This is a genomic window from Methanocorpusculum petauri, from assembly GCF_026891975.1.
GTDB lineage: Archaea > Halobacteriota > Methanomicrobia > Methanomicrobiales > Methanocorpusculaceae > Methanocorpusculum > Methanocorpusculum petauri.
Map to the genome: position 1 here is coordinate 1 of NZ_JAPTGB010000007.1, position 15831 is coordinate 15831.

General features: G+C 49.3%; 13 protein-coding genes. 6 read left to right on the forward strand and 7 right to left on the reverse strand.

Annotated elements, in window-relative coordinates; translation table 11 throughout:
• Window positions 1–246: 246 nt before the first annotated feature.
• From O0S10_RS04050 to O0S10_RS04060, 3 genes are all read right to left on the reverse strand, one after another.
• A complete protein-coding gene (locus O0S10_RS04050; RefSeq protein WP_268924621.1) occupies window positions 247–1929 on the reverse strand; it encodes a sodium:solute symporter family transporter in 1683 nt (560 codons plus the stop codon).
• Between the two features lie 317 nt (window positions 1930–2246).
• Complete coding sequence (locus O0S10_RS04055) at window positions 2247–2897, reverse strand: hypothetical protein (protein WP_268924622.1); 651 nt, start codon at window positions 2895–2897, stop codon at window positions 2247–2249.
• 196 nt (window positions 2898–3093) lie between these two features.
• Complete coding sequence (locus O0S10_RS04060) at window positions 3094–4611, reverse strand: SLC13 family permease (protein WP_268924623.1); 1518 nt, start codon at window positions 4609–4611, stop codon at window positions 3094–3096.
• Window positions 4612–4751: 140 nt separating this feature from the next.
• Between O0S10_RS04060 and prf1 the strand changes: the two genes are divergently transcribed.
• The 5 genes from prf1 (at window position 4752) to O0S10_RS04085 (ending at window position 10962) form a co-directional block, all read left to right on the forward strand.
• On the forward strand, window positions 4752–6038 hold the full coding sequence (prf1, locus tag O0S10_RS04065) for a peptide chain release factor aRF-1 (protein ID WP_268924624.1): 1287 nt from the start codon (window positions 4752–4754) through the stop codon (window positions 6036–6038).
• Window positions 6039–6043: 5 nt separating this feature from the next.
• A complete protein-coding gene (gene argS / locus O0S10_RS04070) occupies window positions 6044–7720 on the forward strand; it encodes an arginine--tRNA ligase (protein ID WP_268924625.1) in 1677 nt (558 codons plus the stop codon).
• Between the two features lie 389 nt (window positions 7721–8109).
• Window positions 8110–8970, forward strand: coding sequence for a formate/nitrite transporter family protein (locus O0S10_RS04075; RefSeq protein ID WP_268924626.1), 861 nt, complete (start codon window positions 8110–8112; stop codon window positions 8968–8970).
• A 156-nt stretch (window positions 8971–9126) separates the two neighbouring features.
• Entirely contained in the window at window positions 9127–9684 is a 558-nt protein-coding gene (locus O0S10_RS04080; RefSeq protein WP_268924627.1) for a hypothetical protein, read from the forward strand.
• Between the two features lie 60 nt (window positions 9685–9744).
• Window positions 9745–10962 (forward strand): FAD-dependent oxidoreductase, encoded by a 1218-nt coding sequence (locus O0S10_RS04085; protein ID WP_268924628.1) that lies wholly within the window; start codon window positions 9745–9747, stop codon window positions 10960–10962.
• A 49-nt stretch (window positions 10963–11011) separates the two neighbouring features.
• Here the strand turns inward: O0S10_RS04085 and O0S10_RS04090 are convergent, their stop codons facing one another.
• Both O0S10_RS04090 and O0S10_RS04095 read right to left on the reverse strand, forming a co-directional pair.
• Window positions 11012–11515 carry a hypothetical protein gene (locus O0S10_RS04090; protein ID WP_268924629.1) on the reverse strand — a complete coding sequence of 168 codons (504 nt, stop codon included), beginning with the start codon at window positions 11513–11515 and terminating at the stop codon, window positions 11012–11014.
• A gap of 34 nt (window positions 11516–11549) precedes the next feature.
• Window positions 11550–11948, reverse strand: coding sequence for a hypothetical protein (locus O0S10_RS04095; RefSeq protein ID WP_268924630.1), 399 nt, complete (start codon window positions 11946–11948; stop codon window positions 11550–11552).
• Window positions 11949–12122: 174 nt separating this feature from the next.
• Here O0S10_RS04095 and O0S10_RS04100 point away from each other — a divergent pair, with 174 nt between their 5' ends.
• Entirely contained in the window at window positions 12123–12245 is a 123-nt protein-coding gene (locus tag O0S10_RS04100) for a hypothetical protein (protein ID WP_268924631.1), read from the forward strand.
• Between the two features lie 389 nt (window positions 12246–12634).
• On the opposite strand, the gene O0S10_RS04105 is transcribed toward O0S10_RS04100, so the two are convergent.
• Together O0S10_RS04105 and O0S10_RS04110 are read right to left on the reverse strand one after the other, a co-directional pair.
• Window positions 12635–13921, reverse strand: a complete 1287-nt coding sequence (locus O0S10_RS04105) for an McrC family protein (protein ID WP_268924632.1) — start codon at window positions 13919–13921, stop codon at window positions 12635–12637.
• Window positions 13918–15828, reverse strand: coding sequence for an AAA family ATPase (locus tag O0S10_RS04110; RefSeq protein WP_268924633.1), 1911 nt, complete (start codon window positions 15826–15828; stop codon window positions 13918–13920). The genes O0S10_RS04105 and O0S10_RS04110 overlap by 4 nt, the downstream gene beginning before the upstream one ends.
• Window positions 15829–15831 lie beyond the last annotated feature (3 nt).

Genomic DNA, 15831 nt, shown 5'->3' on the forward strand with positions numbered 1-15831 from the left:
CATGAAACGTTCAATCGTCAGCACACACCTTTGCCCGGGTGCCTGCCGAAACCGGAAATGCCGCGAAAGCATTTCATCTCTTTTCTTGAACATATTTTCGGAAATCTTCGGCACAGGGTTTTACGCAGCGTAACCACGTGCCGAAGACTCCCGAACACATCTCTGCATGTGTACCTTTCCACAGATGACTCCTCCGGGCACAACCACCTGCCGCAGTTTCCGGAAAACTACCACGGAAAAAAGAACTCACTCCTCTTCCCGCGCCTTAATCTCCTCAATATGTCTGCGCACCGCAACCGTATCCGCCGAAAGCGGCAGATCCTCCCACTTCACCAACTCCCCGTCCGTATCACACAACGCCACCGGCGGATCCGACTTCTGCGTCAAAAGCGCAGTCACCAGCATCGCAACACCCCCAAGTGCCCACGGAACAAACGTCTGAATACCAATCCACAAATTATCCTGCGGCTCAATCGCAATCTGACCAAAATAAACCGACTGGGCAATAATACAGAGAATAACCCCCGCAAAACCCACCAGAATCGAAGCAATCGCCGCCGACGCATTACACCGCTTCCAGAACAAACCGCCGACCAGCGCCCAGAACATACAATTGAACAGGATCGTAAACGAAAAGATCATCATCCAGTACAGACTGTCTATCACAAAACTAAAGAACACACAGAAAACGCCTATCACCAGCACAAGCATCCGCGTCATCCGCAGCACCTGCAACGACGTAGTCGCATACTTCGACAACGACCCGTGCAGCATCAGCGTCGAAAGAGCCGCCGACGCCGCAAAAATCGTCGAACTCGACGTAGACATAATCGCCGCAAGCAAAGACCCGATAAAAATCGCCATCAGCGCAACCCCGATAACCCCCATCACACTCGGATCAAACAACCGCTCCGCAAGCACCAGCAGCACATAATTCCCATCCTCCGCCAGAATCTCCCCCATCGGAACACCAGACGGCGTAGTTGCACCCTGCGAAACCATCACAATCGCAATCAGGGCAATCATCATCGAAAAAAATCCCGCAATAGCATACATCCCTGAACCGAGCAACAGACCCTGACGGGCCGCCTTCGTATCACGGGCACACAAAACCCGCTGCGTCAACTCAACCGACGCAAGATACCCGAATCCCATACCCGACAGACCCGCAAGCCACGTAAAGATACCAAGCGGATCCACCGTGAATCCCGTCGCAACAGCCCCCGCCCCATCATTTGGCAGAAGATTCCAGAAATTCTCCGGCGTCGCCGCAGCCAGCGCATCAAACCCGCCGACAAATGCAATACCGGTCGGAATCAGAATGATCAGACCAAGCATAATCATCACCGCCTGAATATTATCCGTATACACCACCGCAAGCATACCTCCGAGATACGTATACAGCACCACAATCAGACCGGCAATAATCGCACAGATCAGCGGATCGAAATCCAGAAACAACTTAAAAATAGTCGTCAGCGCAACAATATTCGCCGCAGTCCACGTAATCATCGACGGAATACACATCAGCGTCGCAACCGTCGCCCCCCGCTTCCCGAACCGGAGCCGGTACATCTCCGAAAGAGACGCAATCTTCAGCTTACGCAAAATCGCACAAAAGAAAACCGCCATCAGCACAAGTGTCAGACACGTAGCCCACGGATCCGCAATCGTGGATACTACGTAGCCGGTATATGCCGTACCGGCAGCTCCGAGCAGCACCCCGCCGCACCAGTTGGTAGAAAAAACCGTACCGCCCACCATAAGAGGTCCTACCCCCTTATTTGCGATCAGGTAATTCTCTGCGCTTTTATCCGCACCCTTACGCTGAACGAAATATCCGATAGCGATCATCATCGCCATATAAATCACAACAATCAACAGAACAAGATTGTTGACAAAGAACTCGCTTATCTGCTCTAAACCCATAGACCACACTCCAATTTTGTACAGGAAAGAAATTTACAGGAATACTCAAATGTCCGACACACTCGTGACACCACACATATTACGTAAAGGTAGTTGCCCCCCCGATTTCTTAAAGCTGTCTCCCCAAAGAAGCAGAAAAGAATCATAATTGGACGGATTTTTAAGGATTAAACAGTAATTCATCCTGCATCAAACCGGCCGGACAGTGTCTCAAATCTTCATCCCCGACCCCACAAAGACTTTATGGAAAAAATAATTCCGCAAAAAAAGAGAACCATTGCAGCAGGACATATCCCCTGCCGCGCATGACTCGTTCCCTACACAATGGTAATCTCAACCGTATCGTAGAGCTCCTGATACGTAAGACCCTCATCAGTCACGGCCAGAATCAGCATCTCATGAATCATCGTCTGCTGATTCGTAAGATTACCCTGATCATACTCACCATCCCCGGTACTCGTCGCATCGCCGATCATCCTCGTATACGTAAGCCGGTCGCCCGCCTTTACCAGACGCTTATCAAGACCCTGTTCCTCACACTGCTCATTCGTCCAGAACCCGGTCTTCTCAGTTCCCTCAGCATAGATAGGAATACGGATCGTATCACCCTTCTCAAGACCCACAATATTTCCGGCAATCACATTGTACTCCCCCTTCAGGAACCAGTACGGACTCTTGTGGGTTTTCGCAGAAATCGTAAGATCATCATTATCCGTAGTAGCCCCCGCCGTAACAACCGGATCCTCAGTCAGAATAAGCGGAACCGGCATCTTCCCGGCCTTCAAAATCTGATCATACTTCGTTTCATTCGACGTCACCATCACCGTATCCCCGATATACATCGTAAACTCAACGGTAACATTGTCTCCCGCCTGTATCGGCCCCGACGGAGTCGTTTCGACACAACCTGCGGCAAACACAAAACCGCCAATCAGGAAAACAGCAAAAACTGCTGCAAGGTATTTCATGCAAGATGTATAGGACACTATACATTAACAACCTTATGGAAAAACAGACTACTCCAAAAATCCCCCACTACAGGAAAAAACATCCGAATAAAAAATCGCATCTCTATTCGGAACTCTTCAGCACATCCGCACTCATCCACTTTCCGGAAAAAGAAATCACACCCGGATTTTTCGAACAACCCCGGAAAAAAAGAAATTATTTGATAGTAGTCGTGAACGCCCACTCCGGCAGATCCATCGTAAACCCGAACGCCCACATCACCAGCGTAAACAGCAGAATCGTAAACACCGCAACGCCCAGCAGATTCAGCGCCCATCCTGCCTTCACCATATCCCTCATCTCAACATACTCCGTACTATAGGCAATAGCATTCGGCGGAGTTGCAACCGGCAGCATAAACGCAAAACTCGAACAAACCGCAGCAGTCATCATCAGAATCCATGGATTAATACCAAGAGACAGCCCCGTCACCGCAAGAATCGGCATCATCACCGACGCAATCGCCGTATTCGACGTAACCTCCGTCAGGAAACAGACCACCAGCGCAATAATAACAACCAGCAGCACAATCGGCACACCGTTCAGCACCGTAAAATAATCAACAATCGACTGTGCCAGACCGCTCTTGATAAACGCAGCAGACAGACACATACCTCCGCCGAACAGAAGCAGAATACCCCATGGAATCCGCACAGCCCACTGCCAGTTCATCGTAAACTCCTGCTTCCTCCAGTTAACCGGAAGCAGAAACAGCAGAAGAGCACCGAAAATTGCAACCGTACAATCATCAATACCTGGAAAGATCATCTCAATACCCGGCAGAGTAAACGTCCCGAAATCCTTGTTCTTCTCAAAAATCCACAAAAATGCCGTCAGAAGAAACACCGCAAGTGTATTCTTCTCACCGCGGGACATCGGACCAAGAGCCGCCACCTCAGTAGCAAGAGCCTCCTTTGCATGATCAAGCGTCTTCGGCATCTTACGATATGCAACCCGGGTCAACCAGGCCCACGTAATCGGAATAAAGATCAGCAGAAGAGGAATACCAAACTTCAGCCAGGTAAAAAAATCAACCGAAGGCGCATCCGGGAAAATCGTCTGCATCTGGGCAACCAGAATACCATTCGCAGGAGTACCGATAAGCGTCGCAATTCCGCCGATACTCGCCGCATACGCAACAGCAAGAACAATACATCCGGCAAATGCCTTATGTTCCGGCGTCATATCCTTATAGACCTTCGTCGGAAGCACCGTCGCAATAATCGCAATCGCAATTGGCACCATCATCATCGCAGTCGCCGTATTCGACATCCACATCGACAAAAACGCCGTTGCAATCATAAACCCGAGAATAAGACGCCGCGGACTGGTCCCCGTAAACTCAATAATCTTCAACGCAATCCGTTTATGCAGGCCCCAGCGCTGCATCGACATCGCAATAATAAACCCGCCGAGGAAGAGGAAAATAACCTTGTCCGCGTACGGCGCACACGCCTCCGCAGGACTCAGAATCCCAAGAAGCGGAAACGCAACAATCGGGATAAGAGCGGTCGCTTCAATGGGGATGGGCTGGGTGATCCAGAAAATAGCCATCAGCACCGTAACAGCCGCAGCATATCGGGCTGCGGTCGGAAGGACCTCAGGATCTATCGGGATTAACAGCAAGGCAATAAATGCCACAATGCCAAGTATTAACCCAATACTCTTGTTCATAACTTACATCTTATGCATGATACAAATTTGAGTGTTCCTTTTTGCATCGAAAGACTGCTACCTCATCATTAATCAGGTTGCCCGACCAATGGTACACCACATTCTATACACGAATAAGAATCTCAGGATTTGCATATACAATGGCAGAGGAAATACCCCAAGCACAAATTGAAAAGGATGAAGCGCGAAAGCGATATGAATTCAAAAAAGCGCTGGAAAAGCTGGAAGAAAAAGAAGGATCCGGTACTGAATTAATCTCACTGTATATCCCACCGGACAAACAGATCTATGACGTAACCGCCCAGCTGCGCGACGAGTACGGACAATGTGCAAACATCAAAAGCAAACAGACGCGGACAAACGTCCAGAGTGCGATCTCCTCAATTCTTGCACGTCTCAAATACTACAAAACACCGCCGGAAAACGGCATGGCAGTCTTCTGCGGTGCGATCAACATCGGCGGAGACAAAACCGACCTTGAATCCATCATTGTCGAACCGCCGGAAACAATCCGCACCTACAGCTACCGATGCAGCTCCAGCTTCGAACTTGAACCACTCAAAGCAATGCTCGACGACAAGTTCGTCTACGGCCTGCTGGTCATCGACCGCCGCGAAGCCTACTGGGGCTTACTGCGCGGAACCCACATCGAACCGATCAACGGTGCAAACTCAACCGTTCCCGGAAAACAGCGGAAAGGTGGCCAGTCGAGTATTCGTTTCGAACGTCTCCGGCTGATTGCAATCCATGAATTCTACAAAAAAGTCGGAGAACGTGCATCCGAAGCGTTCTTAGCAGAGCCGAACTTCTTTGAAAAGTTCAAGGGTCTCCTCATCGGCGGCCCGATGCCGACCAAAGAAGAGTTCGCCGAAGGAGACTTCCTCCATCATGAAGTAAAAAAACGGATCATCGGTCTCTTTGACGCCTCCTACACCAACGAATTCGGCCTCCGTGAACTGGTGGACAACGCACAGGACGCACTCCGCGGCGTCGACATCATGGACGAGAAGAAAGAGATGACGCGATTCTTCAAGGAACTCATCAAAGAAAACGGATGCGCCGCATACGGTGAAGAAAGCGTCCGGGCAAACCTTGAAGCAGGAGCCGTTGACACCCTTCTTCTCTCGGAAAAGCTGCGCAAAGCCCGGTTGACGATCGAATGCGGTAACTGCGGCTATCAGGAAATAAAGACCATGCAGGTTGAAGCAGGAAAGAAATTCAAAGATCTGCCGTTCGGTCACTGCCCGAAATGCCAGTCTCCCCTCTACCTCGCAGACGAGACGGACATTATCGAAGAACTGACCAGCCTTGCGGACATGTCCAACACCCGCGTCGAAATCATCTCCGACGACTTCGAGGAAGGTTCCATGCTCTTCAGTGCATTTGGCGGTATTGCCGCAGTCCTGCGATATCCGACGGGGATGTAACAATCATGTATCGGGAATATATTCAAAAAGTAGAACATCTTCTTCGTGAAATCACGGGAGAAGATGACGTACTGCTCACAGACGGAGGAGACCACGCAGACATAGCATCCACAGTTGCATTTGCACTGGCGAAAAAAGAGCGGAAAAATCCTGCTGTCATTGCATCTGATATCGTTGCAAAGATCACCGCACACCCGGCTGCCGCTGACCTTGAGGTCTCGGCAAAAGGTCCCTACATCAACTTCATCTTCGGCGGAGCATACGTCGCAGACTCCGTTCGTGCCGCCCGGCACCCGGACTACGGCCAGCTTCCGGCCAGAACCGAACGGGTCATTCTGGAACACACCAGCGCCAACCCGAACGGCCCGCTGCACGTAGGTCATATCAGAAACACTGTCATCGGCGACACACTCGTACGGGTATTCCGCAAAGCCGGATACCCGGTTGAAGCACAGTACTACCTCAATGACATGGGGCGCCAGATCGCAATCGTCGCCTGGGGAGTCAAACACCTCCACTACGAACGCCAGCCGGACGAAAAAGGCGACGAGTTCATCGTGCGCCACTATGTTGAAGCAAACAAAATTGCAAAGGACAAACCGGAGATCGAACCCGAGTTCGATGAAATGATGGAAAAGATCGAAGCAGGCGATCCGGAAACGGTCAGACTCTTCCACGACTCTGTGGACATCTGTGCCGAAGGCATCAAAGAAACCCTTGCTGCCATGAACGTCCATCACGACCGGTTCATCCGTGAGACCACCTTCCTCTGGAACGGCGACATGCAGAAAGTTCTCGCACGAGTCGAAGCACTGCCCGAAGCACAGCATGACGGACAGATGATGTACCTCGACCTCTCGGACAAAGGCTTTGGCAACCGCTACGTGCTGCGCAGAAGCAACGGTACCTCCGTCTATGCGGCACGCGACCTCGCATTCCACCTCTGGAAAAACAGTCAGTGTGATCGGAGCATCGACGTCCTTGGTGCTGACCACAAACTGATCGGTGCACAACTCCAGACAACCCTCGCCATGATTGGCGAACGTCCTCCGGAGATCGTACACTTCGAATTCGTTTCCCTGCCGGAAGGATCAATGACCACACGCGGCGGCGTCTTCATCACCGCAGACGAACTGCTGGCTGAAACAAAGAAACGGGCGCTGGAAGAGGTCACCATCCGCCGTCCGGAACTGGGCGAAGCCGAACGCGAGCGGATTGCCTCCGCAGTCGCGGTCGGTGCGGTGCGGTATGACATCGTCAAAGTCTCTGCGGAAAAATCAACAGTCTTTGACTGGAAAGAAGCCCTTGACTTTGAGCGCCAGAGCGCACCCTATATCCAGTATGCACACGCCCGTGCCTGCTCCATCCTTGAAAAAGCAAAAGCCGACGGCGGGTTTGTCGAAAACTACAACTTCTCCGACCCCTATGAAATTGCACTGGCAAAACACATCGCACAGTTCCCGTATCTGATTGAAAAGGTCGTCGTAGAACTGCGGCCTCACCTCCTTGCAACCTATGTCCGTGACCTTGCGGACCTCTTCAACTCCTTCTACCGGTTCGCACCGGTGCTGAAAGCCGAAGGATCAGTCCGCGACGCCCGGATTACACTGGTGGATGCAAGCCGGAACACACTTGCCGCAGCCCTTGACGTACTGGGCATTGAAGCACTGGAATCAATGTAACCGGAATCCCGAACTGGCACTTTTCCAAGTGTCTGACATCCTGCAGTAAAATCACAGAATATCCAAAATACTCCCTTTTTCAATACAAATACTTTCTCCCCGGCATATATTTCCCCGTATATTCCCCATTTCAGACAGAAGATAATCGTTGCGTGTCTGAATTCCTGTTTCCTCACATACCGCGCAGTATTTGGAATCACCCGAAAACCCACACATCATTTTACTAATTGTGAAGGTTAATTAAAACATCATACCTTGCCGGAAAGAGAAGCCTGATAACGTCGAAGAATCACCGGATTCAATAGTCGGGTTATAAATATGCCTCCCTCCAATTTCCAAGTAACACAACTCTGCCCGCTACAGGCGGGAGAGGTGTGAGGTGTGTATTCATGGTAACATTCAGCCCGGCGCAGGTTTGCGTCAAAATTGGAACGGCAGGCAAGTCTAAGTGCTGTCTGCCGGCAGGCAACATGTTCGTCCGTGCCTTCCTTGCGGGTGCCTATATCGCAATGGGTGCGGCGCTCGCAACGGTTGGTTCGACCGGTGTTGCAGACATTCTCGGTGCAGGTATTGCCCAGTTCGTACTCGGAGCCCTGTTCCCGATCGGTTTAATTCTCGTGGTTCTCACGGGTGCAGAGCTGTTCACCGGTGACGCAATGTTCGCCCCGATGGCAATCCTTCAGGGCCATACCGGTCTCAAAGGTCTCATATATCTGTGGGTCGTTGTGTACATCGGTAACCTGGTTGGATCACTCTTCATGGCAGTCCTTGTCAGCTACGGACCTTACACTGTATGGGATGCAGCAGGAGTTGCCACCCTCTCAGCATTCGGAACCCGTGCCATTGCAATTGCAACCGCAAAGGTCTCCTACTTCGGCCCGATGGGCATTCTCTCCGTCTTCTTCAAAGGCATTCTTTGTAACTGGCTCGTGTGCCTTGCTCTGTTCCTCGGCCTTGCGGCCGACGATGTCATCGGCAAGATGGCAGGTGTCTGGTTCCCGATCATGGCTTTCGTTGCCTCCGGATTTGAACACTGTGTTGCAAACATGTACTTCATCCCCGCAGGTATCATCACAAACATGATCGCAGGAGGCCCGGCGAACATCGAGATTCTGAACTGGGGAACCATGTGGACAAACAACATCATCTGGTCCACTCTCGGAAACATTGTAGGTGCAGCAATCTTCATGGCAGTTATCTACTCCTTCTGCTACAAGTCCGAGATCTGCGCACTCTGCGAAGCAAAGTAATACGGCAGATAGAGATTGAAAAGCGGTTAAACCATACGCTTTTCAATCCGCCTCTTTTTGTTTTTTTCTTTTCTCACATCAAAGCATACAAGTATTTATGGGGGCGGAATGCATTTACAGTAAGAATTCCGGCATCCCGGGGGTTTGTATAACTATATGAAAATTCATGGCGTAACAATCGGCATTTCCCCACTGCATATCCTTGTAGTGGTCTTCTTCCTGGTACTGTTTGCCGCATCCTATCTGGCAACATCCGAAATAATGTATCTTCTCTGGGGCATTCCTTTATCACTTGTCCTGCTGATCATCCCGATCTTCAACAGCTACAGCGTAGGATCACAGTACGTCAAGCTCCTTCCCGAATATGAAGAACAGTCCAAACGTGTCCGCATAAAACAGATCAACTTCGCCATGCTCGGAAAACCGGTCCGTGTTGAAGGTGTCGTTCAGGCCGTTAAAGGTGTCTGGCTCTGCCGTCCGGCACTCACCATCTTCGACGGTTCCGCCGCCATTGTCGCAAAAAAATCTGCGCCGCTTGAAGTGGACGTTGCCGTCGGCGACAACGTCGAGATCGTCGGCATGACGGTACGCCGGTTTGCGATCTTCGGTGATGTGATGGTACATGCAATCGGTGTCAAGAAAGTGGAAAATCTCACCCCGCTGGAAGAGGAAGAGTCAGCTCCGGCAGAAGAGATCCGCATCAAAAAATACTGACTCCCTTTTTTCACCTCGACCTGAGGTTATTAATTATCTGCCGTCCAAACGATTTGTACTATGCCCCATGAAGTAATTGTCTACTCCCTGACAGGATGTCCGCACTGCCGGAATCTCAAAGGATTTCTGGATAAGCAGCATGTCTCCTACACCAATTATGATGTAGGTGAGGATGAAGCAGCCGCAAACAAAATGATCGAGTTGACCGGTCAGCGTGGTGTTCCGGTAACAATTATTGATGGTCAGATCGTCATCGGAGACGATCTTATGAAAGTGGCGATGCTGCTGGATGCCCCATCACCTGTCGACGAGACGAAAAATATTCCCGCGGATCATGAACTGATCATCATTGGTTCCGGTGCGGCCGGACTCTCCGCAGCAATGTATGCGGGCCGCAAAGGCCTTGAAACCCTTGTTATTGGGGGTGCAGTCGGCGGCATGGCCACCAAGAGCAGTTCGGTTGAGAACTATCCGGGATTCCCCGATATTCCGGGTGATGACCTGATGCAGAAGTTTGCACAGCATGCCCGTGACGCAGGAGCAGTGCTCATTGAAGATGTCGGAATGGCAATTGCTGTCAAGGATGGCAGATTCAGTATCACGACGCTTTCCGAGAAGGAGTACACCGCAAAGGCGGTCATCGCCGCAACCGGCAGGTCACCGCGCCTTTCCGGAGCACCCGGCGAAGCTGAGTATCTGGGCAAAGGCATTGCCGTCTGTACCACGTGTGACGGGCCGATGTACAAAGGAAAAACGGTTGCAGTTCTCGGCGGCGGTAATACGGCGATGGACATGGCAATTGAGATGGCAGGGATTGCAGCACAGGTGCATGTGATCTCCGCAACCCCGCTGGATGCGGATGCTGTTCTCATCGGACGGCTGACCGAGATGAAGAACGTCACCTTCCACACCGGATTCACCATCACCGAGTTCGGCGGCGGAAAGATGCTTGAATATGTCAGGATGATGCCGGTTGACGCAGAACCGGAACAGAAAAAAGGATTCCTTGGCAACATCCTCAAATCGTCCCCTGAAAAGAAGCTGAAGGTGGACGGTGCATTCCTCGGTGTCGGTCTCGACCCGAACACAGCAATGTTTGAAGGTTTTGTCCCGATGAATGCGGAGAAGGAAATTCTGGTGGATATTGACTGTAAGACTGCTGTTCCCGGATTTTTTGCGGCAGGCGACTCTACGTCGGTTGCCGCAAAACAGATTGCATCCTCCGTTGGCGAAGGCGTAAAGGCACTGCTGTCGGCGTATGACTATCTGAGGAAGTAATCCCCAGAACATTTTTTCTTTTCAATGTTTCTTCGGTTCGAGTGCGGGCCTATGACCTCTGGATTGCACCGGTCCACCGTATGTACAGCTCCTGTAGGAGGTAACGCTCTGTAGCTGGTCCAAGAGAAAACAGACCGTCGAAGAATGCGCCATACGCATCAACAGTGTTTTTGGAGAGGGTGTAGGTGTTACCATTCCGGGATTCCGGCTGGAAACTCACGATTCTCGTACCGGCTTTGAAGGAAAACATATGTTCTGCCTGATTGCCGCCACGATTAAAGGTCCCGTCCCATGTACTGATCTCACCACCGGGACGGTTATACACTACCGACACATCAGGAACCTCGTTTGTCCACGAGAGTCCTGCCGAAGATGAACTGAGGAACCATGTCACCGACTGCCCGCTGCTGGTACCGGTCGGAGTTTCACCAGCGGTAAATACACCGGGAAGATGCGGTGAATTTCCACTGAGACTAGAGTATCCGGGATCGATCGTAAGAGTAAACCGGTGATTTCTGTACGTATTCCCATGTGTTACTTTCCCTGGCATCATTACGATTTTCGACGTTGTGTAGAACTGGTCCTGATCACGATTCTGTTCTACGGAGTCCCAGTTGCACCGTAGAAATCCATCCCAGTTCTGATAATGATGAAAGTCCTGCGGCACGGGAAACAATGGAAGCGCCCGCAACATTCGTCTTTTCGTTTATGGTGTTCATCCATTTGTTCAGTCCTTTCCCGACTGCTGTATAACCCGCATCGTCTGCGTCCGTGGAAACAATATATGCATACATCATGGTTTGCCCGGTGGGCAGGATGCAGAAACCATAGGCCGCGAGTTTTTCCGTATCTGTTGCGAAAACCGGTGAGATGCCGACATAACCTGCGGGTGCCGGGGATGCAGATACCATACTCCCGGATGGTGTCTCCCGCAGGGTCAGAGATTTTTCCGGCAGGCTTGCGTTGGACAAGGCAATGGGTGCCACGGTTTTTCCAAAGAATGAGGTATAGTTGTTCAGGGTGGTATTCGCTGCTTTGGACAGGTCTTCCGGTGAGAAACTGGGTCCGCTTGCTGCAATGGTAAAATCAGCGGGGTTGTACGTGGAGACTTTCTGCAGAGCCAGCGTTGAAAAGTCCGGGATGGTCCATTCTCCGGAGTAGTGAATATCCGTGCCCTCTGCATTCTGTATCCCTGCATCACCGTAGCCGGACTCCTCACGGATGTCGGTGATAGCGGGTGCAGTACACCCTGCCGCTGCGGCCAGTACCAGCAGGATACCTAAGATTACTTTCTTCTTCGTAGGACTGAGTATATTCGCGGCATCCTACTTATGGATATCTCCTGTATTGGCGTGAACCTGCATCCGTTTGCTGACGGTGATGGTTTTCGAAAAAAATCATCGTCAGAAAATATCTCCTGAATCAGAATTTTCAAAAAAAAGAAATTCCGGAAATCTATCCGGGATCTTTACTCGTAGAGCTGGGTCTCGTCGATCTTCTCGTACGAAACAAGTTCTGTTGTGGTAAAGTGAATGCCGATCCCACGTGCTGCTGGACGTGTTGTCTCCTGCTAATGAGAAAAAAGATATTCCAAAAGATTATGAGCTGATCATTATCGGTGCCGATGCCGTTCTCTTTGAGTATCTGAGGGAGTAATTTCTCGTTTCTTCATTTACTGGAACAAGCGTCTGATATACTGTTCCCATTCGCCTGGCTGCATCAACAGATCAACAAAGCGAATTCGAACTTCTACCTTTGTCATGACATCCCCGTATCTCTCTTCGCAACAGTAAGAAGGCAGGCAGATTTCTTGCGAAAACTCATCTGTTGCGGGGTAGAGAAGGGTGACATACTTTGGATGGTATTTTTGGTGATAAACATACATCTGATACATATCCATGGTTGATATTCCATAATTTTGCGTGTATTCCTTACGCAAAAGTTTCCATTTGGTATCCAGTACAAAGGTGTTTTCTCCTGTAGTAACTACGATGTCAGGTCTTAGGGAAAATTGTTTTTGCGGCTGGGTAAACAGGTGATAGGTGGAATCCTGTAGTTTAACCATATCTCCCAGAGCCTGCCGCATCCAGTATGCCACATAGTTTTCGAAAAGGGCATTCATATCAAACAGGAGAGCATAGGCTACTTGAGTACCTGAGACCGATGTGAAACTTTCATTTTTCAAAAACACCCGACACCACTGGACCAGCGAGGTAAACTCCACCATGTTTCTATCCAGAACAATCCGGGAAAAATCAGCATCGTAATTTCGTGAACTTGTTATGGTATCCAGGCATCCAAGCAGAAAACGAATATCTTTTTTATTTTTCCAGTCGTGTGTTCTCAGAAGCAGAAGTTCCAATGTGGCTTTTATCAGCCGGTTTATTGGGCGATTGATACTAAAAAGATCATACTGTATAAAAAATCGTTCATTGTGAGAGAGGTTTTGTTTCAGGTGTTCGGTGATAAGGAGTTTTCCTTTGAAAAAGTATTCATTACTCTGTTGTTCACTATATGCGGATCGGAATCCCTGTTTTTGGAGGCGAAGTACTTCTTCAATGAACATCCGAATAAAAATATCAAAGAGTGTACATTTTCTCACGTCAAGATTTGCGATGCCTGATACTTTGAACGGGGTATCTTTCAGATGGCCAAGCATTTTGATCAAAAGCTTTCGGGTATCTGTTTCTGATGCTGCTGCAAGTTTAGGGAGAATTTCGATTTGTACACCGTTTTTCAGCAGGAGAACTCCCACATAATTTTTTGCCGTGAGAATCTCTCCAACATCGCGCTTCGCCGAGATACCCAGATATTCTACCGGTTCTGAAGTTGTCTCATTTTTTGTTGCAAGAATAAATTGACGGAGAGAATCAAATGTTTCCGGTGGAAGCGCCACACACCCATTTGCCGGGACGCCACGAGTACATGCCTGATACTCGGTGATCGTTATCGTTTTCATTTTTCTGAATTCACAATTTTCTGATATGCCTCAGGAAGAAGGAATGCCGGTTTATTAATGACGTATCGGTATTCAGCCATATCCTCAACAAATTTCCCAAACAATGTTTGGGAGTCTACACGGATACGGTGGATGAATGCAGTTGGATCGGTATCATTGACCTGATTATCCCCTAGGACGAGACGTATTTTTTCGTAATCACAGTAGAAGTATTCCTGCAACAGTGGGATTATCTTTGTAGAAAATATTTCGGCAATATGTTCGAGATTGGGAGAATCTTTAAGAGGCATGAAGTAGGCATGGCCTAATGTATGATCACGATCATACAAAATCTCAATACGCTCATTCATTCTCTTCAGAATATCGGCAATGTTAATTCCTTCAATGATTATATCTCTGAGCTGGTCTGGTTCGGGAAGCATCTCAACGAAGATGAACCTCCGACGTAGGGCAGTATCCAGAAGGGCAAGGGAACGGTCCGCTGTGTTCATGGTACCAATCAGATAGATGTTTGAGGGAACACCAAACTCCTGCTTGGAGTAGGGAAGTTGTACAGTTGTTCCTTCACGTTCGCCCAGACGTTTTGTGGGTTCTATGAGAGTGATGAGTTCTCCGAATATTTTGGAGATGTTGCCACGATTTATCTCATCGATGATGAATACATGCGGTTTGCTGCTTACCGTCCTAAGTTGGGTGACAATCTCTTTTACCGTTTCCAGTGTCATGCTTGGCAGACGATATACTGTCCCGGTTGTGAGTAGTTTATTGTTGTTATATGTGAGAATGTTAACCCGGATATTGGTTGCAACCCAATGAACCGTACGTGACCTTCGATAGATCTCAACATCATCCAGATCCTCTGCAGGCCCGGTAATAATTCCGACGCCGTCAATTTCTTTGTTGCTGTATAGGGAGAGAACAATGTCTCCTACCTTCATTTTGTTCATGAAAGCGTCAAGGATTTTTTTTCTGGAATTATCAAACTCAGAAAATGAGATGCGTATCCGGTTGTTTTCAAAGCAGTCGGTCTTTACTGCACTTTCTCCTGCTCCATAGAGGGAGACTTTCCAGATGGTTGGGGCTGAATTCAGAAGATGGGGCGGGATTTCCAGGACATTGTCCGCTTTGGCACGGTCGCAAAAGGCTTTGAAGGTACCGTTTTCGATTATGTAGGCAAGTGACGGCGTTTCTCCTGTGCCTATGACCGGTTTAATTCCTTCTACAAATTCTTCATAGCTATAGGACTGATGGAAAGTAACAGATGCAATACGCCCCTCTTTTTTGTACTGGATGTATCGTCTAAGCAGGGAATCGTATGGTTCAGCGGTAACATCTTTTTCCTCGAGAATACTTATTGCATGCTGGACTGTGCTATATGTTTTCCCTGTTCCGGGGGGGCCATAGAGAATCTGATTTTGGGGATAGTTCTGTTTGGGTTGCTTCGTCTCAGCTGGAAAGAGATACTTCAGTGCTGCTGCAAGTTCCGGTCGGAGTTTCCAGACATATGTCCCTTTCCTTCCCTTTTCGGCATATCTACCTCGATAGAGTATCGGCCACCACTTGGAGTTCTCATTTTTGTCATCGGGAAGCAGAGGACAATTCGTAGCTTTCCAGATCCGTTTTGCAAGACTGGAGGATCCGGCATTATAGTAGTTTGCTGACTCTCCATATGCATTACTCAACTCTTTACAGGTAGCTTCCCCTCCATAGTCATGCAGTCTTTTCAGAATCTGCAGATAATTATCTGAAATAATGTTGGGATTTTTCAGCAGTTCAATCCATTTCTCAGTGCTGATCTCAGGAGAGTATATCTCAGGAGAGGGAAACCAGTTCTCTGATGAGACGTCAGAATTCTCAGTTACCGTGTCATTCTCTCCACTGGACGATTCTCCTGGCTGCTGTTCCATAAA